This window comes from Loktanella sp. IMCC34160 (assembly GCF_004145845.1).
Classification (GTDB): Bacteria; Pseudomonadota; Alphaproteobacteria; order Rhodobacterales; family Rhodobacteraceae; genus SELP01.
The window spans coordinates 65,874-88,430 of record NZ_SELP01000002.1; the positions used below are offsets into that span (position 1 = coordinate 65,874).

19 protein-coding genes and 4 pseudogenes are annotated in these 22,557 nt (G+C 59.2%); 9 read left to right on the forward strand and 14 right to left on the reverse strand.

What is annotated here, in order from left to right; genetic code table 11:
• Positions 1 to 338: 338 nt before the first annotated feature.
• Entirely contained in the window at positions 339 to 731 is a 393-nt protein-coding gene (locus tag EU803_RS04675) for a hypothetical protein (protein ID WP_129680315.1), read from the reverse strand.
• Positions 732 to 1,191: 460 nt separating this feature from the next.
• On the reverse strand, positions 1,192 to 2,220 hold the full coding sequence (locus EU803_RS04680) for a LacI family DNA-binding transcriptional regulator (protein ID WP_129680317.1): 1,029 nt from the start codon (positions 2,218 to 2,220) through the stop codon (positions 1,192 to 1,194).
• Positions 2,221 to 2,414: 194 nt separating this feature from the next.
• Here EU803_RS04680 and EU803_RS04685 point away from each other — a divergent pair, with 194 nt between their 5' ends.
• The 5 genes and pseudogenes from EU803_RS04685 to EU803_RS04705 form a co-directional block, all read left to right on the forward strand.
• A complete protein-coding gene (locus tag EU803_RS04685) occupies positions 2,415 to 3,356 on the forward strand; it encodes a dihydrodipicolinate synthase family protein (protein WP_165352779.1) in 942 nt (313 codons plus the stop codon).
• Between the two features lie 57 nt (positions 3,357 to 3,413).
• Complete coding sequence (locus EU803_RS04690) at positions 3,414 to 4,412, forward strand: TAXI family TRAP transporter solute-binding subunit (RefSeq protein ID WP_129680319.1); 999 nt, start codon at positions 3,414 to 3,416, stop codon at positions 4,410 to 4,412.
• 18 nt (positions 4,413 to 4,430) lie between these two features.
• Entirely contained in the window at positions 4,431 to 6,371 is a 1,941-nt protein-coding gene (locus EU803_RS04695; protein WP_242494281.1) for a TRAP transporter fused permease subunit, read from the forward strand.
• Between the two features lie 2 nt (positions 6,372 to 6,373).
• Positions 6,374 to 7,453, forward strand: a complete 1,080-nt coding sequence (locus EU803_RS04700; RefSeq protein WP_129680321.1) for an oligogalacturonate lyase family protein — start codon at positions 6,374 to 6,376, stop codon at positions 7,451 to 7,453.
• A 276-nt stretch (positions 7,454 to 7,729) separates the two neighbouring features.
• Positions 7,730 to 7,966, forward strand: a pseudogene (locus EU803_RS04705) (transposase); the annotation flags it as partial.
• Positions 7,967 to 7,990: 24 nt separating this feature from the next.
• Here EU803_RS04705 and EU803_RS04710 read toward each other — a convergent pair.
• From EU803_RS04710 to EU803_RS04730, 5 genes are all read right to left on the reverse strand, one after another.
• Positions 7,991 to 9,742: an alpha-glucosidase gene (locus EU803_RS04710; protein ID WP_347400077.1), complete on the reverse strand. Its 1,752-nt coding sequence runs from the start codon at positions 9,740 to 9,742 to the stop codon at positions 7,991 to 7,993.
• Positions 9,743 to 9,766: 24 nt separating this feature from the next.
• Positions 9,767 to 10,768, reverse strand: coding sequence for an ATP-binding cassette domain-containing protein (locus EU803_RS04715; RefSeq protein ID WP_129680325.1), 1,002 nt, complete (start codon positions 10,766 to 10,768; stop codon positions 9,767 to 9,769).
• An 11-nt stretch (positions 10,769 to 10,779) separates the two neighbouring features.
• Positions 10,780 to 11,607 carry a carbohydrate ABC transporter permease gene (locus tag EU803_RS04720; protein WP_129680327.1) on the reverse strand — a complete coding sequence of 276 codons (828 nt, stop codon included), beginning with the start codon at positions 11,605 to 11,607 and terminating at the stop codon, positions 10,780 to 10,782.
• A 1-nt stretch (position 11,608) separates the two neighbouring features.
• Complete coding sequence (locus tag EU803_RS04725; protein WP_129680329.1) at positions 11,609 to 12,460, reverse strand: sugar ABC transporter permease; 852 nt, start codon at positions 12,458 to 12,460, stop codon at positions 11,609 to 11,611.
• Positions 12,461 to 12,540: 80 nt separating this feature from the next.
• Positions 12,541 to 13,791, reverse strand: a complete 1,251-nt coding sequence (locus EU803_RS04730; RefSeq protein WP_129680331.1) for an extracellular solute-binding protein — start codon at positions 13,789 to 13,791, stop codon at positions 12,541 to 12,543.
• 107 nt (positions 13,792 to 13,898) lie between these two features.
• Here EU803_RS04730 and EU803_RS04735 point away from each other — a divergent pair, with 107 nt between their 5' ends.
• Both EU803_RS04735 and EU803_RS04740 read left to right on the forward strand, forming a co-directional pair.
• On the forward strand, positions 13,899 to 14,807 hold the full coding sequence (locus tag EU803_RS04735) for a LysR family transcriptional regulator (RefSeq protein WP_165352780.1): 909 nt from the start codon (positions 13,899 to 13,901) through the stop codon (positions 14,805 to 14,807).
• Positions 14,808 to 14,869: 62 nt separating this feature from the next.
• Positions 14,870 to 15,154 (forward strand): annotated as a pseudogene (locus tag EU803_RS04740) (transposase); the annotation flags it as partial.
• Positions 15,155 to 15,196: 42 nt separating this feature from the next.
• On the opposite strand, the gene EU803_RS04745 reads toward EU803_RS04740, so the two are convergent.
• Positions 15,197 to 15,643 (reverse strand): MarR family winged helix-turn-helix transcriptional regulator, encoded by a 447-nt coding sequence (locus EU803_RS04745; RefSeq protein ID WP_129680335.1) that lies wholly within the window; start codon positions 15,641 to 15,643, stop codon positions 15,197 to 15,199.
• 632 nt (positions 15,644 to 16,275) lie between these two features.
• On the opposite strand from EU803_RS04745, the gene EU803_RS04750 reads away from it, so the two are divergent.
• Positions 16,276 to 16,749 (forward strand): DoxX family protein, encoded by a 474-nt coding sequence (locus EU803_RS04750; RefSeq protein WP_129680337.1) that lies wholly within the window; start codon positions 16,276 to 16,278, stop codon positions 16,747 to 16,749.
• A gap of 136 nt (positions 16,750 to 16,885) precedes the next feature.
• Here the strand turns inward: EU803_RS04750 and EU803_RS04755 are convergent.
• Positions 16,886 to 17,725, reverse strand: a pseudogene (locus EU803_RS04755) (HAD-IC family P-type ATPase); the annotation flags it as partial.
• Here EU803_RS04755 and EU803_RS04760 point away from each other — a divergent pair.
• Positions 17,721 to 18,524 (forward strand): annotated as a pseudogene (locus tag EU803_RS04760) (IS5 family transposase); the annotation flags it as partial. The pseudogenes EU803_RS04755 and EU803_RS04760 sit on opposite strands and share 5 nt — an antisense overlap.
• 884 nt (positions 18,525 to 19,408) lie before the next feature.
• Here EU803_RS04760 and EU803_RS04770 read toward each other — a convergent pair.
• The 5 genes from EU803_RS04770 to EU803_RS04785 all read right to left on the reverse strand — a co-directional run bounded on the left by EU803_RS04770 (position 19,409) and on the right by EU803_RS04785 (position 22,406).
• Complete coding sequence (locus tag EU803_RS04770; protein ID WP_242494282.1) at positions 19,409 to 19,828, reverse strand: hypothetical protein; 420 nt, start codon at positions 19,826 to 19,828, stop codon at positions 19,409 to 19,411.
• A gap of 1 nt (position 19,829) precedes the next feature.
• Positions 19,830 to 20,216 carry a DUF302 domain-containing protein gene (locus EU803_RS04775; RefSeq protein ID WP_129680341.1) on the reverse strand — a complete coding sequence of 129 codons (387 nt, stop codon included), beginning with the start codon at positions 20,214 to 20,216 and terminating at the stop codon, positions 19,830 to 19,832.
• 16 nt (positions 20,217 to 20,232) lie between these two features.
• Positions 20,233 to 20,358, reverse strand: coding sequence for a hypothetical protein (locus EU803_RS18860; protein WP_277985701.1), 126 nt, complete (start codon positions 20,356 to 20,358; stop codon positions 20,233 to 20,235).
• A 127-nt stretch (positions 20,359 to 20,485) separates the two neighbouring features.
• Positions 20,486 to 21,961, reverse strand: coding sequence for a multicopper oxidase domain-containing protein (locus EU803_RS04780; protein ID WP_129680343.1), 1,476 nt, complete (start codon positions 21,959 to 21,961; stop codon positions 20,486 to 20,488).
• 73 nt (positions 21,962 to 22,034) lie between these two features.
• Positions 22,035 to 22,406: a hypothetical protein gene (locus tag EU803_RS04785; protein WP_129680345.1), complete on the reverse strand. Its 372-nt coding sequence runs from the start codon at positions 22,404 to 22,406 to the stop codon at positions 22,035 to 22,037.
• Positions 22,407 to 22,557 lie beyond the last annotated feature (151 nt).

Below are 22,557 nucleotides of genomic sequence, written 5' to 3' on the forward strand. Positions count from 1 at the left end.
GCTTAAACCCACCTTGCTTCCTCAGGTACCCGCAATGGGTAGTTGACGCCGTTGCTTGATGCGCACGATCAGCATCGTGATTTCGCGATGATTTCTTATCAGAACCTTTGCGCAAAAAGCGGACTTTGCAAAACTGCAAACTTTGGCCGTCGTTCTCGAGAGGACTGTCCCATACCGGCCGCTCACCAAGATGTCCGGCGCCGCAGTGCAGCTTCACCAAACCGGGCGTTCGCTGCGAGTGCCATATTCCAGTTGTGCTCTAGGTCCTCTGTGCGAACAAAAACGCCCTTTCGCTGCATCTGCGCCAACGGCCGCTCCGGAAGAATCCTCGTATCCTGTTAGTTCGGATCGGGCTCCCCTATGGTGTACCAAACAAACATTGCAACGATGACACCCAAGGTCACAAAAACTGCTGTTGTTTGTGCAAGCATGAGCCAACCGTAGGCGGTCAAAACACCGTCAACTTCCATTATGTGTTTGCCGCCACTTACAAAACTACTTTGCAGGTCGAGAGATTGCCTCCATCCATTAATGCGACCAACGACGATACTCAATAATGCAATGGTAAATGCAACTATTCCTCCGGTAGTTGCGGCCTTTAGCGCGGTGACCCGCTTGCGCATGGTGCGCCTCAATATTGGAGCGCCTATCAACCAGCAGCAGAAGAAAGAAATCGGCAGACCGAATATGGCTGCATAAACAAGCAGGGATAGTCCAGTTGCCACGGTCATTGGTATCGATATGAGTGCCCACGCTGCCAACGCAGACAGGTTCACTGCCCGAACCCATTGTCTTCGCGAGTATACCGACCATTGGCTCATGCACCGAATTTACCCCCCAATAATGCCCCTTTCGAGACAAAACTCTTCTGAAAGCCGCCATTTGTAGCTCATGCAGCATCGGTGAGTTTGGGCTCAGAGCAGACTTGCGGCGTCGCAGCATCGTTTTCGTGTCTCAGGCCATTTCGACCGCATGTGGCCCAGAGTCGCCATGCGACCGCTTCTTCTCAAGGTTCTCCGACCACCCATGGCGTTGGTCTGTCCGCTGGCCTTAGTCAGATCAAACAGGACATAGGTTCTGCAACGGCACCTTCAGCGCCCTTCCTCGGGAGGGCGGGGGGACTCCGACGTTTATTACGCTCAGCTTAGTGGTCTGCTTTGCCAGGTTCGCTTATACGCTTTTTCAATGCGTTCATCTCACGCGCGCAGTCGACTGCCTCGGAATGACAGTCGGTGTCGCCATGCGGATTTCGGCCTTGAGCGTATCGGTCGCGTGGGTAAGCAAATCGAGTGCCTCGACGGCGATCTGGTCGAAGGGAACCCGGACCGTTGTCAGGGGGGTGGGCAGCATGCTGACAAGCGGTATGTCGTTATAGCCGATCAGGGAGACATCGCCGGGTACCGACAGGCCGCGGCGCAAAATCGTCGACATCGCGCCGATCGCCGTGTTGTCGTTGACGGCAAAGATTGCGCTCGGCGGACGCCGCTGCGAGAGCAGGGCCCCAGCGGCCTCGGCGCCCGATTCAATGCCGAAAGAGGATGGCACGATTAATTCGGGGTCCAGCTCGATCCCGGCCTCGCGCATGGCCTGGCGGTAGCCCTCGGTCCGCAGACGCGAGCTGGACGCGAAACTCGGGCCTGCGATCAGTCCGATCCGGCGATGGCCGAGGTCCAGCAAATGCCGCGTCGCGAGAAAGCCACCCAGCTGGTCGTCGCCAACCGATGAAGCGCTATGTCCATCGGTTCGCAGTGCGAGCACGAACGGGACGCCGCGGTCCTTCAGCTCGTCGGTGAAATCATCGTCGTCGCGCGCGGTGGCCAGAATCAGTCCATCGACGCCGCGCCGCAACAGGGATTCGGCGGCGGCTCGGACCGCGCCCGGGTTGTCTTCGGCGGTGGCGACAATCGCGAAGCGGCCGACGCGGGCACTGGCGCGCGCCAGCGATTCGTAAAGCATCGCCATCACGGTGTCAGTCAGGCGCGGCACAATCACGCCGATTGTCAGGCTCTGCCCGCGCCGCAGGTTCGCGGCGCTGACGTCGCGCATATAGCCCAGGTCGGTGGCGACCTGGCGCACGCGGTCGGCGGTGGCGTTCTGGGCGCGCGGCAGGCGTTCATCGAGGATGCGCGAGACGGTGGACTTGGACACGCCCGCCGCCGCGGCGACGTCGTGCAGCGTCACGCGCCCCGTGCGGTTGCGGTCGGACACATCGTTGGCCATGGCACCCTCCTGTTCGGTTTCTGTCTATCGACCCCGGTGCGCGTTGTCATTTTTTTGCTTGACGCTGCGAGTGAGTCGGCTCTAGATGGGAACGTTCCCACAAACGTTCTCACACAGCCTCAGACTCACTGCAAGCAAAAACACACCCACAAACGGGAACGTTCCCGCAAACGTTTCTATCCAAGGAGAAACCCATGACCCCGATGAACCTGCGCGGCCTTAGCCCCGCCCCCGTCACCGCCTTCAAGAAGAACGGCGAAGTCGACTTTGACGCGAACGTCCGGATCGCCAAATGGCTGGCTTCGTTCGAAGATGTCACCTCGCTCGTGATCCTCGGCCACGCCGGTGAGGGCACCTTCCTGACCGAGGGCGAGCGTCTGGACATGATCCGCGCCTATGCTGATGCGGTCGATATCCCGATTATCGCGGGCATCACCGGCGAAGGCACGAAGGTTGCCGCAGAGGAAGCCAAGAAGTGCAAGGATGCGGGTGCCACCGGTGCCCTGGTCTATCCGAACCACGGCTGGCTGCGGTTCGGCTTCCAGAAGGGCGCGCCGCAGGACCGCTACAAGGCGATCTGGGAAGCGTCGGGTCTCCAGGAGATCCTGTTCCAATATCCCGATGCGACCAAGGCCAGCTATGACCTGGACACGCAGCTGGAAATCGCCGCACAGCCGGGCGTCGTTGCGACCAAGAACGGCGTGCGCAACATGAAGCGCTGGTATGTCGAGATTCCTGCCCTGAAGGCGGCTCAGCCTGACCTGCAGATCCTGTCCTGCCACGACGAATGGCTGCTGCCGACCATGTTCGACGTTGACGGCCTGCTTGTCGGCTATGGCAACATCGCGCCCGAGCTGCTGATCGACCTGATCAAGGCTGGCAAGGCGCAGGACTACCCGACCGCCCGCGCGATCTTCGAGCGTTTGCTGCCGGTAACCCGTGCCGTTTACCATCGCGGTTCGCACATGGAAGGTACCGTGGCTCTGAAACTGGGCTTGGTGAAGCGCGGCCTTCTGGATCACGCGACAATCCGCGAGCCGCTAAAGAATTTGGGTGAGGCGGCCGAAGCCGAAATTTTTGCAGCTTTCGACGCTGCGGGCATCGGTCGGGTTGAGAACCTGATGGCTGCCGAATGAACCGTTGCCCCCGCACTTGGTGCGGGGGCATAGTTTTCTGTCAAGGGAGGAAATCCAATGATCCGATATATCAAGGCTGGCGTTCGCGCCGCCACGTTCAGCCTGGCCGCGCTGGCCATCACCGCAACCACTGCTTTGGCCCAAGACATCCGCATCGGCGCTATGCGCGAGGGCACGTCGTGGTACGTGTTCGCGGCAACGCTTGAGCAAATGATCGAACCCATGTTCGGTGCGAATTCCGTCGAGGTCGTCGCCCGAGGTGGTGGCGTCGCCAATCCGATGGTGGTGCAGAACGGCCGTGCCGAGATCGCATTGTCGAACGTCGCGACCGCAGTTTGGGCCTACAACGGCAACCCGGTCTACGAAGGTGCCTCGGCGCCGGATATCCGCGCGCTGGTCGGGGGGCTGAACAACGTCTACGTCGGCGTTATGGCCCGTCAGGCATTCCTGGACGAACGCGGCACCACGGATCTCGCCGAAATCCTCGCCTCGGGCGAGCCGGTACGAATCCTGATCAAGCCGGTCGGATCCAGCGCCGTACCCGCCGCCGAGATGATCCTCGAAGGGCTGGGCACAAATGTGGAGGGAATCCGCGCCAATGGCGGCGACGTGATTCAGGTCGACACCCCGCAGATCCCCGACATCCTGCGCAACGGTGACGCGGACATCTACATCGACACCGTGATCCGCAACCATCCAACGATCACCGAAGTGACGCTCACGGCCGGAATGCGCTTCCTCGACATTCCGCAAGCGGCGATGGACGTGTTGACCGCGAATGGCCTGGCTGCCGGTACCTATGGTCCGTGGTTCGAAGGGCAGGACGACGCGAACATAGGCGCCAACCTTGGCACCGTTCTGATTGCGAACGCGTCGCTGTCGGATGACGCGGCTTACCAGATCACCCGGACCCTGATCGAGCACGCTGCCGAGATGGGCGAAGCCCATGCCGCATGGCGCGCGTTCAACCCGGAAAATGCGTGGCGGCCGGAAAACACGGGTATCCCGCTGCATCCGGGTGCCGAGCGCTACTTCCGCGAACGCGGCTGGATGTAAGTCCTTGGGGCCGGCGAGATGACCCGCCGGCCCGAATTCAACCCGCAGCGAGGAGCAACCCATATGCCTACCGCATCCATCGGTAAGTCCGTATTGTCCCCGAAATTTCTGCTCGGCGTCGGGTTCATCCTGTTTCAGGCGTGGATCTTGCTTGAGCCGCAACAACCGCTTTTCGAGCGTCCCGTCCATCTGGTTCTCGCGCTGCTCTTGTTGTTTCTCTACCAGCCGCTGAAATCGGAACGGCTGCCCAAACCGGTGCGCATCGGCATTGACGCGGCACTTGTTGTCGCGACGCTCGGGGTGGGCGCCTATTACTTGATCGAATTCGACCGTTTGACGTCCCGAATGGAAAACGTCTCTCCGGTCTTTGACCTGGATCTTTGGGCAGGTGTCGTCCTGATCGGGTTGCTTCTCGAAGGCGCACGGCGCGCGGTGGGATGGGTCCTTGTCGGCGTGCTGGCCGTGTTCATCCTGTACGCCTTCTGGGGCAACCTTCTGCCCGGATGGCTGTCATTCCGGGGCTTTGGTTTGGACGCTGCGATCGAGATCTCGACCATGACGACCGCGGGGGTTCTGGGCATCACCACGTCGACCTCGGTCAGCTTCATCTTCTACTTCATAATGTTCGGCGCCTTCTATTCGGCGGCGGGAGGCGGACAATTGTTCATTGACCTTGCTGTGCGAGTAGCCGGTCGCGCCACGGGCGGAACTGCCAAAGCCGCTGTCATTTCGTCGTCGCTCATGGGGTCGATCTCGGGTTCGGCGGTCGCCAACGTTGTCTCGACCGGCGTGCTGACGATCCCATTGATGAAACGCACCGGACTCAGCGCCCACCGCGCGGCTGGGATCGAGGCAATTGCCTCGACCGGTGGGCAACTGATGCCTCCGATCATGGGGGTTGCGGCCTTCATCATGGCCGAAATGCTGAATGTCCCCTATGCCCGCATCGCGCTGGCCGGGTTGATTCCGGCACTGGCCTTCTATCTGGCTCTGTTGATGGTGGTCGACTTGTCCTCACGCCGCGACGGGGTGCGGCCCATGACCGCCGAGGAAATCGCCGCCGTCGACCCGATCACCCCACGGCTGCATCTGTTGTTGCCGCCGCTGATCCTGATCGGCGCGCTGGTTTGGGGGTACTCAGCCGCGTATTCGGCGGTCATCGCTTCGATCAGTTGCTTTGCTGTGCCATTCTTGCGCCGGAGCACCTGGATCGGCTGGCGTCAGGTCGTCGACGGTTTGCGCGAAGCGCCAAAACAGGCTGCCGAAGTTGCGGTTCCGATCGCGTCGATCGGCCTCGTGATCGCGGTTGCCGTCCAGTCGAACCTCGCGCTCAAGTTCGCGGGCTCGCTTGTGACGCTGGCTGAAGGGTCGATTTTCCTCTCGCTCGCTTTGGCCATGGTCGGTTGCATCATCATGGGCATGGGATTGCCTACCGTCGCCGCCTATATCATCGGCGCGGTGCTGTTCGTGCCGGCGATCCAGAACCTGGGGGTAGAGCCGCTGGCGGCGCATTTCTTCATCTTTTACTACTGCGTTCTGTCGATGGTGACGCCGCCTGTTGCATTAGCTTCATTCGCGGCTGCGGGCGTAGGTGAAGCCCCTGTCATGAAGACCAGTTGGTCGGCCTTCGGACTCAGCCTCGTTGCGTTCTTCGTGCCGTTTAGCTTTGTGTTCGATCCGGCAATTCTGTGGCAGGGCACGACGCTGGCGATTACGACCGGAGCGCTCGCCATGCTTGCCTCAACCGCGCTTTGGGCGATTGCCTTCGGCGGCTGGTGCGGGCGGTCTTTGGGCTGGACCTCGCGGGCGGTGATCGGAGCCGCCGGGCTGGTCTCGGTCATCGCTCCCACGGGCTCGTTGACCTGGGCCATCGGATTTGTAGTCGGATGGGTGCTTGCAGCTGTGGTGTACTTCTCGTCGCGGCGCAGGGGCTCGCTGACCACGAAGCTTGCCCACTGAAAATGGCCTGGCTCGAATTCCCACCCGAGGGGCGCGTTATCGAGGAGACGGATCGGGGGGTCGTGCGGCAAGTGACCGCGCACCCCTCGATCCACCACCACCCGTTTTTCTTCGTCGATTCCTGGGATGACGCCATGCGCGCGTTGGTCTTTGTCTCACATCGGTCGGGCAAACCACAGATATACTTGGAACTGACAGACACCCGAGCCCTGATCTGCCTGACCGATGAGCGCGACCTTGCCGAATGGTCGGTGATCCCGTCAAAGGACGGCGCATGGATCTACTTTGTCTCGGGGCAGACAGGCAAACGGGTGTCGCCGCGGACAGGTGTCGTGGAAGTGCTTGTGTCCTTTGGCCCTGCCGAGATGCGCGAAGCCGGGATGGTCGGGGCGGCCATGGGCACCACCGCGCTGTCAGCGAACGGCCGCTACTGGGCAGTGCCTGTAAAGACGGGCGCGGTCAGTAGGTTTTGGCTGATCGACACCAGAAGCGGCACGGCAAAGGTTTTTCTTGAAGCCCCGACCATTGGCCATCCGCAATTCTGCCCGGACGACGATGATTTGATCCTCTATGCCGGGCCGATGACCGACCGGGTCTGGGTCACCGACCGGTCAGGCAACGCGCGGCGGATCTTTACCCGCGAACACGACTTGCAATGGATCACGCACGAAGTCTGGCGCCCAGGACACCGGAGTGTGCTGTTCGTCGATTGGCCCAACGGGATGGGCGAGATCGACGTCGAGTCTGGTCGGGTACGCCGGGTGACCGAATTCCCAATATGGCATGGCGCCCCTGATGCGACAGGCAAGCGCCTTGTGGGTGATACCAATTTTCCGGACATTGGTCTGTACCTTGTAGACTTGGACGGCGCGACGACGGCGCGCCACCTGCATGCACCTCTCGCGTCTTCGCAAGGGGCCCACTGGGCGCATCCATTTCCGTACAACAACGGCCCGGTCAAGGTTCACGCTCCACAGCACACTCACCCGCACCCACGGTTCTCTCCCGATGGACGTCAGGTGGTATTCACATCGGACAGAAGCGGGTTTGCTCAGGTATATGTCGCAACACTGACCAACTAAATTCGAAGCGCCACCCTTTGTCTGCGTTTGCATCGCTATGGGTTGATTTGGAACGAAGTTAGACCCGGCGACGGACTCCCGAAGTTAGGAATGGAGGGGAAGGGAGCGTGACCCAAACGCCCAGTTGAAGGCGCGGACTTGCGCCGCAAAGATGACGTACTTCTCAAAAGGGCTCCCTGCCACCTTTCATTGCGTCACAGCTTCGGCAGGCCAGAGTCTGGTCTACATCACCGCGGCGCGGCCCGTTGGAGCCGCCATTTGTGCACCTTGCAGCAATTGAGCGACTTAATCGTCGTTCTGTGCACGACGAACTGGTCCAGCTACGGCTCATCGCTGCGCAAGCTGGGATCGCTGCTGATCTGGGTCGGCAAGGACATGAGTTGGCGCGCGCCGCGTGACGGTCGGCCCGGTCGTCCGCCCGTCTATTCCGATGCGGCTATCCGGTTCTGCCTGTCGATCACAGTGCTGATCAAGCTGCCACTTCGCGAGACCGCCGAGATCATCCGCTTGGCATGACGTCAGCGGGTTAAGGGGCAGTCACGCCTCAAGCGCGTGTTGCGCAACAACGCCATTTTGATGACAGCAGCGTTTCGAATGTTGTGCGTTTCTTAGAACTGCATAGGCTTCATATGGCTCCAGTACAGTGACGGAGTCTATGCTGTGGCGCGAAGCAATATTTGAGACTAGCGGCTGGCCTTGACCGCAAAGCGCCGGCGGAGCCACGAATTCCACAGAGTCCGCCGACATGTTTGCCACCACCGCAATTGTCTGATCCCCAAGCTCGCGCGTATAGGCGCAGACCTGTTTGTGATCGACGACGTGGAAAGTGGTGCGACCTTCGCGCACGACCGCGCTGGTCTTGCGCATCTCGATCAACTGTTTGTAGGTGTGAATGATCCCGTCAGGGTCGGCGCCGTCGGCGGCGACGTTGATCGTGGTGTGATTCATGTTCACATCGATCCAGGGCGCACCGGCGCCGAAGCCCGCGTTTTCCCCCGCCGTCCATTGCATCGGGGTGCGGGCATTGTCGCGTGCATTGCGGCGCGCTCCTTCAAGAAACACTTCCACCGTACTGCCCTTTTCGAGCGCCTCCGCCAAGCGTCCAGCCACTTCGAGGTCGCGGTATTGTTCCAGTGAGTGGAAATTCGCGTTTGTCATGCCGATCTCTTCGCCTTGATAGACAAAGGGGGTGCCCTTGAGCAGGTGCATCATGATGGCGAGCATTTTCGCGGATCGGTTGCGGTAGGTGCCGTCGTCTCCATATCGCGAGACCTGCCGCGGCAGGTCGTGGTTGGACAGAAAGAGCGAGTTCCAGCCGCTGTCTTCCAGCGCATATTGCCAATTGGCCAAGGTCGTCTTGAAGCGCGGCAGGTCTACCGGGACGTTCTTCCACTTGCCGAATTCGGGATCCCAGGTCGCCTTGATATGGTCGAACTGGAAGATCATCGAGAGCTCGTCCCGATCCTCACCGCAGTAGAGCGGGCCGGTCTCGGGGCTGGCGCACCAGCTTTCGCCGACGGTCAGCACGTCGCGACCTTTCACCGTCTGACTGTGCATTTCCTGAAGAAAGTCGTGCAGATATGGGCCTTCAGCCAGCTTTCCGGCCCCGACATCCTTGCCGATCAGATCGATGACATCCATCCGAAAGCCCGCGATGCCGCGATCCAGCCACCAATTCATCATTGCGTAGATTTCCGCCCGCAATTCTGGATTTTGCCAGTTCAGGTCGGGCTGTCCGCTTGCGAATTGATGGAAGTAGAATTTCCCGACCTCGGGCAGATGGGTCCAGGCGGGGCCGCCAAAGACCGACTCGATGTCGCTAGGCAGGACATCCGGGCCGTCCGTTGCGTCGGCCCAGATGAAATAGTCGTGTTCGCGACATACCGAAGAGGCAACGGCCTTCCTGAACCACGCGTGCTGATCCGAACAATGGTTCACGACTAGGTCCATGACCAGACCAATGCCGCGGTTGGCCGCCTCATCGATCAGCCGGTCCAAATCCTGCATCGTGCCGTATTCAGGCGCGACATCCTGGTAGTCCGAGATGTCGTAGCCGTTATCGACCATCGGCGAGCGATAGACCGGCGACAACCAGATGAACCCGATGCCCAGATCCTGAAGATGATCCAGTTTCGAGATGATACCCGGAATGTCGCCGATCCCGTCGCCGTTGCTGTCGCAAAAGCTGCGCGGATAGATCTGATACCCCGTCGCCTTCTTCCACCACGGCGTAGTCACGGCACCATCGCGCGCGGACGGCCTTGTCATTTTGATATCATGCAATGTCATGGATCAGTCCCGCAGGTTGCGTCTTTACGACATTCGCTTGCCGTCGGCGAACAGGTGCCAGTTGCTGCGATCAGCCGTCAGCGAGATGCTGTCCCCGATCGACAGCCGTTCCTTGCCGTCGATGCGGATCAAGATCTCACCCGCCTGCTGTGTCTTGACATAGGCGACCGTCTCGGCGCCAAGGTTTTCCGCATGGCGCACCGTGCCCGACAGAAGCGCATCGTCAGGCGCGCAGCGATAGAGATGTTCCGGGCGAATGCCCAGCACGTCGCAGCCATGCTCCTTGGCGATCTGCCCTTCCATCAGATTCATGTTGGGCGACCCGATGAAGCCGGCGACGAAGGGCGTCATTGGCTTTTCATATAGTGTCATCGGGCTGCCCACCTGTTCGATCACGCCTGCGCGCAGCACCACGATCTGATCGGCCATCGTCATGGCCTCGACCTGATCATGGGTGACGTAGATCATCGTCGCGCCCATGTTGCGGTGCAGGTCGGACAGTTCGACCCGCATCTGCCCGCGCAGCGAGGCGTCGAGGTTGGATAGCGGCTCGTCAAAGAGCAGCACGCCCGCATCGCGCACGATGGCCCGGCCGATGGCGACCCGCTGACGCTGACCGCCGGAGAGATCTTTGGGCTTACGCGTCAGAAGAGCATCCAGTTGCAGCATGTCGGCTGCCTTGGCCACTGCCGCGTTGATCTCGGTTTGCGGGCGCTTCAGCACCTTCAGCGGGAAGGCGATGTTATCGGCAACCGTCATATGCGGATAGAGTGCGTAGGACTGGAAGACCATTGCGATCCCGCGATCTGACGGTTCCGATGTGGTAACGTCGCGACCGCCGATCTCCAGAGTGCCGGTCGAGACTTCCTCCAGCCCGGCAATCAACCGCAAGAGTGTGGACTTGCCGCAGCCCGAGGGGCCGACGAAGACGGTAAACGATCCTTCCGGTATCTCCAGATCCAGAGGCGGGATGACCGTGACGGCCCCAAAGGATTTTTCGACTTTTTTGAGTATTACAGAAGTCATCTTGGCTCTCCTTAACCCTTGACGGCGCCGCGGGTCACACCGCTGATGATCCAGCGTTGCGCGACGATGTAGACCAGCAGCAGCGGCAGCATGGCCAGTAGGTAGCTGGCGAAGGCCAGCGTGTAGTCGGTGTTGAATTGTCCTTGCAAAGCAAACTGCTTGAGTGGCAGCGTGGCCATCTCAGGTTCCGCCAGGATGACCAGCGGCAACATGAAATCGTTCCAAGTCCAGAGCACCGTGAAGATCGCAACGGTCGCGTTGATCGGGCGCAGTAGCGGGAAGATGATTTTCCAGAAGGTCTGCCAGGGTCCGCAACCATCCACGCGTGCCGCCTCTTCGAGTTCCTCGGGCAGCGAGGCGATGTATCCGACATAGAGGAAGACGTTAAAGGCCAGCCCGTAGACGGTGTAGAGGATCACAAGGCCCACCTGGTTCGAGATCCCCAGCTGCGATGTGAGCTTCACGATCGGCAGCATGATGATCGGAAACGGAATGAACATCGCGCTGATGAAGTAGTAGTATAGGGACTGGAACGACCTCTTCTTCATGTTGCGGGCAATGGCGTAGGCGACGAAGGAATTGGTAAAGACCGTCAGGATGACAGCGCCGGTCGTGATCAAGAAAGAGTTGAAGAACGCGCCCCAGTAGTTGGTGATCTCGATCGCCTTGGAGAAGTTCTCCCAGACGATCGGGTTCGGCCAGGATAGGATCGACTCTCCGAGTTGATCGCGCGACTTGAGTGCGATCACCACTGTCAGGTAAAGCGGGAAAAAGATGATCGACGATGCGGCGATCAGTGCGGCGGTGCCGCTCCAGTTTGTCTTCTTTCCTGCAGCCATATCAGTTCTCCCTCAGCTTGAGTGCACGCAGCTGGACAATCGACAGCACGAGGATGACGATGAAGTAGATGACGGCGTTCGCGGATTGGTAGGCGAACTGTCCACCTTCGAAACCGCCACGATAAATCACGATCGAGATCGATTCCGTTGCCCGGCCGGGCCCCCCTCCCGTCAGCGCCATGATATGATCGAAGGCCATCAGGAAGTTCTTCAGCGCCAACACCATGTTGATGGTGAAGAAAGGCGCAATCAGCGGGAAAGTGATCATCCGGAACTGCTGCCAGCGGCTGGCCCCGTCGATATTTGCGGCCTCATAGAGGTCGTCCGAAATCGTCTGCAAACCTGCCAGATAGAGCAGTGTGTTGAACGCCATGGCTTGCCAGACCGCCACGATGACGATTCCTATCCAGGCCAAATCGGGGTTGCCTAGGATGTTTCGGCTGAGGACCGACCCGTCGGGGAAGATGCCCGGCACGAGGTTCGACAAGATGAACTTGAAGATGAAGCCGACAATCAAGATCGAAAGCACGTTTGGGATGAAGTAGACAGCCCGTAGAAAAGTCTTGAGCTTGATGTTCGAGTTTAGTCCGACCGCGATTGCAAGGCTTGCGATGTTGGTCAGGATCGTCGCAACAATGGCGAATTGCAGAGTGAAGAAGTAGGCGCTGAGCGCGCGCGAGTCCTTAAAGACGTTGATGTAGTTCTTGAAGCCGACGAATTCCCAGTTTCCGTAGCCCCTGAAATTCGTGAAGCTGTAGAACAGCCCCTGAAGTGCCGGGTAAGTGTGGAAACCAAAGAAAAGAATGAACGCCGGCAAGACCATCCACCAGTAGTGGGAGCGGTTGCCAAACATTGAAATCTCCGAATTGGTAGTTTTGGCGCGGCACGACAAGGGAGGATTTGTCACGCCGCGCCTTCAGCCAGCGCAGTCGATTATCGCTGAGCTACCGCATCCCACTCGCTGTCGAGCTTTTGCAGGAATGCCTCTTTGTCGCCGTTCAGGAGGAACTCCTGGATAAGCGTCGAAACGTTCATACCGGCCTCGTAGTAGTGGTCAGCAAAACTAGTGATCCGGCCGCTTTCAAAGTACGGCTTCAACTCGTCGAAGATCGGATCGCTCTGGAAGACTCCATTCAGTGTCGAGAATTGTTTCTGCTCATTGATGAAACGGGTAGCGATCTCCGGCTGTTGCATAAAGGCGATGAATGCCTTGGAGTCGTCGATGTTGTCGCTCTCGGCGGAGATGGCGAAGAGTGTGTCGACACCCGAAATCAGCTTGTTCTGACTGGCGTCGTTCAGCACCGGCATCGCAAAAGCACCGATATTGATTTCAGGGTTATTCGATTGAACTGCGGGAATGGCCCAGACGCCTTGCACCAGCATGGCAGACTCGCCGTTGGCGAACGCCCGGTTGCCGTCGTCGTAGCCCGCGCCAAAGTTGTCCTCATGGCCAAGCGCCAGCAGCTGCAGCATTTTATCGGCCACGTCCGGGTATTGTTCGGCGAAGGTGGTGTCGCCAGAAGCCCTTGCTGCTGCAAAATCGGCCGACTGAATATTCGAGGCCAGCGAGTTCCACGGCACCATCAGTGTCCAGCTGTCGAGGTAGGTGTGGTAGAAGGGCGTGATGCCCGCAGCCCTCGAGGCCTCGGCCACGGCGATGAACTCGTCCCATGTGGTGGGCGTCGACCAGCCGTTCGCCTCGAAAATCTCTTTGTTGTAGAGAACCGTGTTGGCGTTGGCGGTGTAGGGTAGACCGTAGTTGCCTTCAACCTCGGTGAGGCGGGCAATCATATCGAGGTAGGCCGGCTGCACAGCCGAAGCCAGTCCCGTGTCGGAGACCTCCAGCAGGACACCGGCATCGGCCAAGTCTGCGAAGGTATTGTTCCCGTCGGTCGCGATGATGTCGGGGAGATCGCCACGCACCATCCGGGTGCGCAGAACGGTACCGGCATCGGGCATCTCGACGAGATTCACGGTGATGTCTGGATGGGCCGCCTCGAACTCGGCGATGAGCGCGACATAGGTGTTATGCGCCTCGGCTTTCGTTTGGAAAAGTTCGATCTCTCCAGCTGTCGCCGCCGAGGCCAGCGCAAGGGCCGATAGGCCTCCAGCCATCGCAGCTGCTTTTCCAATGTTCCAATTTTCTCGGCTCATGCCGGCCTCCCTGATGTTGTTGGTCGTCAAGTTTGGGTTCTCCGGTATGACCTACCGGGGTGGCGGAGACGGATAAAATATTATTGATCGTTGGAGGTATAGACATTATCTATACCCCGTCACGAGGAGGGATGCCGATGGACCGGGCGTTACGTCAGTTCTTGGCCGTTGCTGAGCATGGAAGTATCACCCGTGCTGCACGGCATCTGAACGTCACCCAACCGACGATCACGGTGAATATGCGCAAGCTTGAAGAGATCTACGGCGTGGATCTTTTCGATCGCGGTCCGAAGGGCATGACGCTGACGGAATTCGGCTCGATCCTTTATGACAATGCTCATGTCATTTCGCGCATCGAAGAACGCGCGAACCGAATGATCGCGGACCGGAAAAGGAACATTAATCAAACGCTTGCCATCGGTTGCGGTAATGTATGGTGGGAGGTATTTCTACGCGATGTGATCGTCTCGCTGGACCAGTCATCGCCCTATGCATCAATCCACGTCGAAAGCGGAAGCAACCTGTATTGCATGTGGAAACTGCTGGCCGGCGAAATCAACCTGTCTATCAGTCATAAGATCGAGCGCCTCAGCCCACGGCTCTATGTGGAGTACATTCCCCTCTTCCGCGCGAGGGACCAGTTCTACGTCCATGAGCACCACGCCCTGGCCGGAAAGCGCTGTACGATGAAGGATTTGGAGAAGTTGGATGAAATCAGCGTCGCCAGATCCGACAGCCAGCTCGACCATATCATTCAAAGCTCGCAAGAGAATGCCCTGCCTGAAACCGGTCGACGCATATTGTCGGCAAACTCGATCATATGCTGCGCAGACATGTCTTTGTACTTCAACGCTTTCCTTCGATATCCGGAACAGGGGGAGAAGCTTTTGAAAAGACTGAGGATGGTTCCACTACAAATAGAAGACAGCAATAGCGACCTTCAGGAGGTTGGAATCTACATCCCATCGGAAACCCATCATGACACTTGGTTCGCTGATCTCGTGACGGCAATTAAGGAAAAATCTCGAGAGTTCCCAATTGGTTAGGGTCTGGACACATTGGTTTCCATCTAACGGCATGACTCATCGGTTAGAAACGAGCGGTGAACATGTCTGATCTATTCTGGTTGAGCGAAGCGTTGATGCGGGTCTGAACCCCTATTTCCCAAAATCCCAAGGTAAGCCGTGCGTCGATGACCGACGTGTGTTGAGGGGGATTATCTGCATCAACCGCGACGGCCTACGATCGCGCAACGCACCGGCGGCATATGGGCCGCACAGGACGCGCTACAACCGTTGGAAGCGTTGGAGCGAAAGGCATCTTTTCTCGGTGGATGACGGCTCTGGCCGCCAGTCATGGCAAAGAGAAGACCGTAATGATCGACGCAACGTATCATCCGCCTCGCAGAGATAGTGTGTCCGACAACGACATCGCGTCACAGAGTAAACTTTGATCCATCCTGTTTGGACAGTTTCCCCATTAGGTTTCGAAGTTGGGTGACTTCGTCCTTCGTGTATACCGACAACAACTTTTCTTCGATCTGCAACATAAGGGGAACGAGGTCCTCGTATGCTCTCGCGCCGGCATTCGACAACCGAACCAGCCGGCTCCGGCCATCAAGTTTGTTGGGCTTGAATAACACCCACTTTCTAGTCTTTAGAGCCGAGATTGCGCGACTGACCGATACTTTATCCATACTCGATTTGACGACGATATCGTTTGCGGTGAACTCGCCATCGGTGCCCAGAATGGCCATGGTCCGCCACTCATAGGGTTTGAGGCCGTATCGGGTTTCGTAGATTCTTGATACCGCCGAACTGACTTGCCGATAGAACATTCGCGTTTGGAACGGAAAAAATTCTTCAAGGATCAGTGACGCCATCTTTTAGGTCCTTTTCGCCGAGCCAGTGCAGTTGAAGTAGAATCTGTGCCTCCACGGTTGTAAAGTCGGTTCGCCATCAAGATGTCTAGTCGGGCCGAGTTTGACGACTTCAACCACGAGACATACCGAGTCCAGATGAGCGAGACCGACATGGACCATCCCGAGCCTCGGCAAAGGTAGAACGGCGGCGACTTCCTTCGCGCCTCCTCCAGGGCCGTCCGTTAACTGCCAATAGAAGTCGATGTCTGAGGGCTGGTTCGCGACTGCGAGAAAGTAGCCGACAGGTTAACGCAAGACCCGGCGCGACGGCTAACGAGCGCGCGCGCTCGATCCCCATCTGGGCACGCTGAATCTGAAGGGGGCCAAGTTACCGCAGGGCGGTTCTTCTCCTTGTTTCCAGCAGGCTACAAGACAAACCTCACCACCCTGACAGTTTTGACCGGTTCCCTTTGACAGGCCTGAACTCGCCCGCCCGCGAAGTCCGGACACTCCGAACGGCCCGTCTGCAAAGGAGCGAAAGGTGGCGAAAATTAAAGTTTCAAATGATATTATAGTTGACATGATTTCAAATGAAACCAATGCTCACTCTTGAACCGTGAAGAACGGCGACTGTGAAGGAGGAATGAGAGACAATGACAGACACAACTTCGAGAGAAGGCGGCGCGTTGGCCAGCCTTGAGGCAAGGCTGGCGGCAATTGCAAAGCCCTTGGATGACATCGCCTGGGTCGCGCTGCGCGTGGCAACGGGTCTTATGCTGATGCCGCATGGGGCGCAGAAGCTATTCGGATTGTTCGGTGGTGGCGGAATCTCTGGCACGGCCGGCTTTCTCGAGTCCGTCGGCTATCCAGCGCCGACGCTGATGGCGCTACTGATCGGCCTTGTCGAGTTCTTCGGCGGTCTGATGCTGGTCACCGGCTTCCTGACCCGCTTTGCCGCCGTCGCCGTCGCGGTCTTCATGGCCTTCGCCGTCGCCTTTCACCTCGGCAACGGGTTCTTCTGGACCGCGCGCGGCTACGAATACCCGCTGCTCTGGGGCATCACCGCGGTGTTTTTCGCCGTGAAAGGCGGAGGGCCGCTCTCGATCGACGCCGGTCGTCGCGTCTGATCCGGAACCGTCACTTACAAAGGGAATACCCTTGACCAGAACGGCCCTGTTGCCTGAAAGGGGGTGTGCTTGCACACCCCCTTTCCCCAGACAGATTTAGCCTGCGACCTCGGCAATGGGTATGCGTGCCGTCGGGTCATAGATTGGCCCGCCGCAGTCGCAAGGCGTTGGTTATCACCGAGACCGACGACAGGCTCATGGCCGCTGCCGCGATCATCGGCGAAAGGAGAAGTCCCGTGACGGGGTAGAGCAACCCGGCTGCGATAGGGACGCCTAGCGCGTTGTAGGCAAAGGCGAAGAACAGGTTCTGCTTGATGTTGCGCAAGGTGGCGCGGGCAAGCTTGCGCGCCCGCACGATGCCCATCAGGTCGCCGCCCAGCAGGGTGATGCCGGCGCTTTCCATCGCCACATCCGCGCCCGTTCCCATGGCGATGCCCACATCGGCTGCGGCCAGAGCCGGGGCGTCGTTCACTCCGTCGCCCGCCATCGCGATCTTGTGGCCGTCGCGGCGCAACTGGTCGATCAGGTCCTTCTTGGCTTCGGGCAGGACGCCCGCGAACACCTCGTCGATCCCCAGCTTGCCCGCCACCGCCTGCGCGGTGCGCTCATTGTCGCCCGTGGCCATGATGACGCGCAGCCCCTGAGCATGGAGTTCCCGGATCGCCTGCGCGGTGCTGTCCTTGATCGGGTCAGCAACGGCCACGATGCCCACAAGCGCGCCATCGACGGCGATGAACATCGCGGTCTTGCCTTCGGCGCGCAGGGTGTCGGCCTGCGCCTCGGCTGCCCGCGTGTCCAGTCCCATCTCCGTCATCATCGCAGCATTGCCGAGCGCCACCGCGCGGTCGCCGACCCGGCCCTGCACGCCCTTGCCCGTGACGGCGTCGAAGGCTGTGGCCTCCAGTCGCGGGGAGCCCTTTGCTTCTGCCCCCTCAACTATCGCCTCGGCCAGCGGGTGCTCCGAGCCGCGCGGCAAGCGTGGTCGCCAGTGTCAATTCAGCGATGCGGCGATCCAGAACTGCCTGACGCTGAAGGTTCTGTTCGGAATGCCATTGCGGCAAACTACGGGCTTCGTCGAAAGCCTATTGCGATTGGCCGGACTGGACTGGGCGGTGCCCGACTACAGCACCCTTTGCCGCCGCCAGAGAACGCTGAATGTGGCCCTTCCGTATCACGGTGGAACCGGCCCGCTGAACCTCCTCATCGACAGCACCGGCATCAAGGCCGAGGGTGAAGGTGAGTCGAATGCCCGCAAGCATGGCGGCCCGAAACGCCGGATATGGCGCAAGATACACATAGGGATCGACGAGGAAACACTGGAGGTCCGAGCTGTTGAGGTCACCACCAGCAATGTTGGCGATGCCCCCATGCTGCCCGAGTTAATGAACCAAATCCCCCCTGATCAGAACATCGGTTCAGTCACAGCCGATGGTGCCTATGATACCCGCAAATGCCACGATGCGATTGCCTCCCGTGGCGCTCACGCTGTCATCCCACCCCGCAAAAATGCCAAGCCGTGGAAACCCACGAGCGCCGGGGCCGTCGCCAGAAACGAAGCGATCAATGCTTCGCGATACCTGGGCCGTGCCCAGTGGCGACGATGGAGCGGATACCACCGTAGAAGCCGTGTCGAAACGAAGATGCATTGCGTGAAACTAATGGGCCAACGCCTCATGGCGAGGGACTTCGACCGACTGGTCGCGGAAATCCAGGTCCGCATTGCCGTGCTCAATCGTTACACCGCGCTCGGCATTCCCGTCACAGAGGCTGTAGGACAAGTCCGTCCCGGGAAAGGGAAACCCCGCCAATCAGTGGATTTGTGCAACAAAGCCCCCCCAAAGCGGATTCAGACGGACAAGCTCATCAAGCGCAATGCCGGCGACGCCCGCAAGATCAAAGCTGCGAAAAAGAAGGGCCGCCCTGCCCTGCTCGATGCCGATATCGACCGCGCGGCACAAGAAACGCGATATTTTCTGGACATGGCCGAGATTCAGCAGCAGTTTTGGGCGCATTGGGAAAGCACAGGCAAGCCAGATTTCAAAAAGGGTGTGGCGCAAGCGTTCATGGGCTTCACCAAGCGGAAGTATGGCCAGATGAAGCACGGCAAGAGGTAATTATTAAACAATGGCAGAAATTACAAAGAGCCACATTTTTACGGCATTGGGCGTAGTGGCAGCTCTAGGCCTTGGGTATTTTAAATATCAAGAAAGGTCTTCCAGAGTTTATTCGGCTGAAAGAGATCAATTTGCATTTGTCTCGGCAACTCAAACAACACTGACAGTACACAATACAGGCGGTGCTGTTACAGCATATGTATTTTGGTGGGTGCCTAGCAGTCAACAATTTCATTGTCTTCAATCGACATACTTCTCTGCCAATGAACGAAGAACAGTAGGTCAGCCATGTCCAGAGCTTATACAATATCCTGCAACCACTCCCGTCATACTTGCGGTATTGGAACGGTCCGTTTTTGAGAACTCGAATTGGAGAGAACGCCCTCTCTTTCAACCGTGACCAAACTACCCCACCAACCGCGCCCACAATCCCTTGCGCGGCGGCTCTGAGGGCTTTTCACGCTGATCTGTCAAAAGCGCCGTAAGCTGACGGCGCTCTGACTTCTCGTCACTCAACATCTGCTGCAAACTTTCGATGCGGTCGGTCAGTTGTTCACGCTCGCGGGTGCGCTCAAGCTCTGCCGTTGCAATCTGCTGACGTAGCGCTTCAACTTCGGCTGATAGGGCGCTGTTTCCACTATATTTTGTGGTGTTTCGAAGGCGATCAATGCCCCGAGTTCGGCACCGATCACGACCTGTACGGTGCCCCAGAAATGCCCGTAGGCCGCACCGGCTGCCAGCGCGATTGGCGCGCTTGGGATCGGGCTGGCGACAACTGCGAGGGTCATGAGCGTGACGATCAGGACCGGCCCCCAGATTCCGGCGCGCGCTATCAACAGGTCCAGACGCTCGCCGTCCATCAGGCCGCGTGCCTGATCGAAAGTAGACGGCGCGAACTGCCATACACCGAGCACGGCGATCCCGATGATCGCCATTGCCACGAGGATGATTGAGCGCACCTTCATCTCAGATCGAGGCAACCGCCTTCGCGAGAAGGTCTCGGACCTGGCCCGCAACTGCCGTAAGATCGCTGTTCTCGATTGCCTGCATCGACGCAACCGGGTCGATGGCGCTGACCTCGACGCCATCCTCGACTTCGCGCAGGATGACGTTGCACGGCAGCATTGCACCCACACGCGGCTCGATCCCGATGGCATGATGCGCCATCTTGGGATTGCAGGCGCCGAGGATGCGATAGGCCGGCATCTCGATATCCAGCTTCTTCTTCATCGTCGCCTTGACGTCGATCTCGGTCAGGACGCCGAAGCCATGATCCGCCAACGCCTTTCGTGCGCGTGCGTCGACGTCTTCGATCCCGGCGTCGGGGATCATGCGATTGATTGTGTAGGCCATTTGGACCTCCTTTCGTCTATTTTCGAAGATATTTGACCAGCGCAGCTATGGCCAAAACCACCAGTACGAAGATCAGCAGGCCGAAGAGCCAGCCATACCCCATTCCGAAACCCATTCCGGGGCCCATGTCGTTCCAGTTCATCGACTCATCCTCCTGATTTTCACCCGCATGATGCGCCGTTTGACCCGGCTTCACGACAACATGGAACAGGACAACTCAAGATCGGTGCCGATACGTCGGGGCGCATTATCCGGGCACCCCGACCGGATCAGATCGACGCCGTGACTGCGAACTCGGTCATCATGCCGGTCGCAAGGTGCGGCATGTGATGACAATGCAGCATCCAGCGCGCAGCCTCGCCGGCGTCCAAGGCAACATCGACCATCGACATCGGCGGTACGTGTACCGTGTCGCGTATTGCACCGGCCAAACGCCGCCCATTGATCCCCACCACCTGGAACACATGCCCGTGCAGATGCATCGGGTGGGCCATCATCGACATGTTGTGGAACGACAGAACAACTCGTTCGCCGCTGCGTGCGGAGATCGGTTGGTGTTGGCCCCAGACGGCCCCGTTTATGGTCCAGGCATAGGGCTGCATGGCGCCACCCAGCATCAGCATATGACTGCGGTCGACGGGGCGATCCGGTAGTGCGTTCGGTGCAATCAGGCGCGACTCCTGTGCAAGATCCCTGTCGAAGGCAGGCGCTTCGGACTCCGCCATGCCATTGAGGCGCCGCACCTCTGCGCCCAGCGTGGCAAGGATCAGGCCGGTGCGCTCGCGCGCGCCTTCCCGCAGCGCAAGGATTGGCCAGGCGCCACCTTCGTTCGGCAGGTCGATCTCGATGTCCAATCGCTGGCCCATCGCCAGTCCGAACCGGTTGCCTGCGACAGGTTGAACGGCGTGCCCATCCGCTGCGACCAGTCGCGCCTCGGCGACTCCGGTGTCGATCCAGAACACCGTCGCCGCGGCGGCGTTGATAACCCGCAGCCGGATGCGCCCGCCACGCTCGACCCGCACCACCTCGGGGTCTGACAGCGTCCGGTCATTGGCGAGATAGGCGTCCCAGTCATAGTCGTTCAGGTCCATGGCCATGCCGCCCATGGCGCTGTGGTCCATCCCTTGCATCGCCCCCATGCCTCCCATGGGAGCGCCTTGATCGGGCGCCGCACCGGCACCATGGCCTGCGCCGTGTCCGCCACCATGACCGCCGTTGATCTCTGACAGGACCTCCTCAGGGGCGTTGAACGAGAAGTCATGCAGGAACATTACGACCTCCTGTCGGTCGGCAGTCTGGTCCTCATGCGAGCGCACGATCAACGGCGCGGCGAGCAGCTGCATCTCTTGGGTTGGCACATGACTGTGCATCCAATGGGTGCCCGGCCGCGCCTCGAAGTCGTAGGATCGGGTTTCGCCTGGGGCGAGAAGGGGCATCGGCATGTCAGGGACGCCGTCCTGCACATTTGGCGGGATCTGACCGTGCCAGTGGATGATGGTGCCCACGTTGAGATTGTTGATTAAATCGACACGAAACCTCTGACCGGGGTCAAGGATCAGCCCCTGACCGGCGGGGCCGGCAAGGCCGAAGACCGTAGCGGCGCGCCCTTCGATATCGAGGGTCCGGGTCACGGCGGCGAGGCTGATCGGCGCCACATCTTGCGCAAAGGCGATGCGTGGCATCTGTGCTGCGCCAATGGCGGCAGTACTCGCGGCAAGAAAGCCGCGTCGTGAAAATGTGTCCATGGTCGTCTCCTCAGGACATCGCGTCCTGTTCATAAAGGCAAATGGAACGCCGCGGGCAATGGCCCGGACGTGATCAGACGAAACGGAGTTTGGGAGGTCGTTTGTTAAGCGCAGGCGCACGGCTGACGTGAATTACATCGGACGAAATGTCATGGTGAACCGACCCGTGGAAGTGCTTTGCCTGCTCGTCAGGCGACGTCGGAAACGCCGAAAAACCCGTGCATACATATTCGCACATCTCGGCGGCTGCTGATCCGCACTGCTGACCAGCTTCACAGGCAAGATCCTCAGAGTGCATTGTCTCGTCTGCGTGCATCATATGGCTCGGACCGGAATTCATACCAATTGCATGTGCCGAACCCACCGTCGTCACTACGGTGATCGCAAGCGTGGCGAGCATGATGATGAGACGCGAAAACATACTGGAAAGATAGGTACTGCTCATGAGGATGACCATTGTCGCTCTTGGCGCTTAACTGGTAGAAATCCGCAACAGCATGAAGCCTTTGGACTTCTGCTGTGGTCGAGGCACCTACAAACTTTTTGGTAAGCCCCGTGGGAGCTTTGCACCCGGTTGATTGGCGCCATCTTTGCAA

Bases quoted from the DNA above. Each gene is read 5' to 3' on its own strand.
- EU803_RS04725 (WP_129680329.1), bottom strand. From the start codon at position 12,460: ATGTTTGGCAACCGCTCCCACTACTGGTGGATGGTCTTGCCGGCGTTC.
- EU803_RS04750 (WP_129680337.1), top strand. From the start codon at position 16,276: ATGACAGACACAACTTCGAGAGAAGGCGGCGCGTTGGCCAGCCTTGAG.
- EU803_RS04695 (WP_242494281.1), top strand. From the start codon at position 4,431: ATGACCCGCCGGCCCGAATTCAACCCGCAGCGAGGAGCAACCCATATG.
- EU803_RS04735 (WP_165352780.1), top strand. From the start codon at position 13,899: ATGGACCGGGCGTTACGTCAGTTCTTGGCCGTTGCTGAGCATGGAAGT.
- EU803_RS04785 (WP_129680345.1), bottom strand. From the start codon at position 22,406: ATGAGCAGTACCTATCTTTCCAGTATGTTTTCGCGTCTCATCATCATG.
- EU803_RS04690 (WP_129680319.1), top strand. From the start codon at position 3,414: ATGATCCGATATATCAAGGCTGGCGTTCGCGCCGCCACGTTCAGCCTG.
- EU803_RS04745 (WP_129680335.1), bottom strand. From the start codon at position 15,643: ATGGCGTCACTGATCCTTGAAGAATTTTTTCCGTTCCAAACGCGAATG.
- EU803_RS04685 (WP_165352779.1), top strand. From the start codon at position 2,415: ATGACCCCGATGAACCTGCGCGGCCTTAGCCCCGCCCCCGTCACCGCC.
- EU803_RS04770 (WP_242494282.1), bottom strand. From the start codon at position 19,828: ATGAAGGTGCGCTCAATCATCCTCGTGGCAATGGCGATCATCGGGATC.
- EU803_RS04700 (WP_129680321.1), top strand. From the start codon at position 6,374: ATGGCCTGGCTCGAATTCCCACCCGAGGGGCGCGTTATCGAGGAGACG.
- EU803_RS18860 (WP_277985701.1), bottom strand. From the start codon at position 20,358: ATGAACTGGAACGACATGGGCCCCGGAATGGGTTTCGGAATGGGGTAT.
- EU803_RS04775 (WP_129680341.1), bottom strand. From the start codon at position 20,216: ATGGCCTACACAATCAATCGCATGATCCCCGACGCCGGGATCGAAGAC.
- EU803_RS04720 (WP_129680327.1), bottom strand. From the start codon at position 11,607: ATGGCTGCAGGAAAGAAGACAAACTGGAGCGGCACCGCCGCACTGATC.
- EU803_RS04710 (WP_347400077.1), bottom strand. From the start codon at position 9,742: ATGACATTGCATGATATCAAAATGACAAGGCCGTCCGCGCGCGATGGT.
- EU803_RS04715 (WP_129680325.1), bottom strand. From the start codon at position 10,768: ATGACTTCTGTAATACTCAAAAAAGTCGAAAAATCCTTTGGGGCCGTC.
- EU803_RS04680 (WP_129680317.1), bottom strand. From the start codon at position 2,220: ATGGCCAACGATGTGTCCGACCGCAACCGCACGGGGCGCGTGACGCTG.
- EU803_RS04675 (WP_129680315.1), bottom strand. From the start codon at position 731: ATGACCGTGGCAACTGGACTATCCCTGCTTGTTTATGCAGCCATATTC.
- EU803_RS04780 (WP_129680343.1), bottom strand. From the start codon at position 21,961: ATGGACACATTTTCACGACGCGGCTTTCTTGCCGCGAGTACTGCCGCC.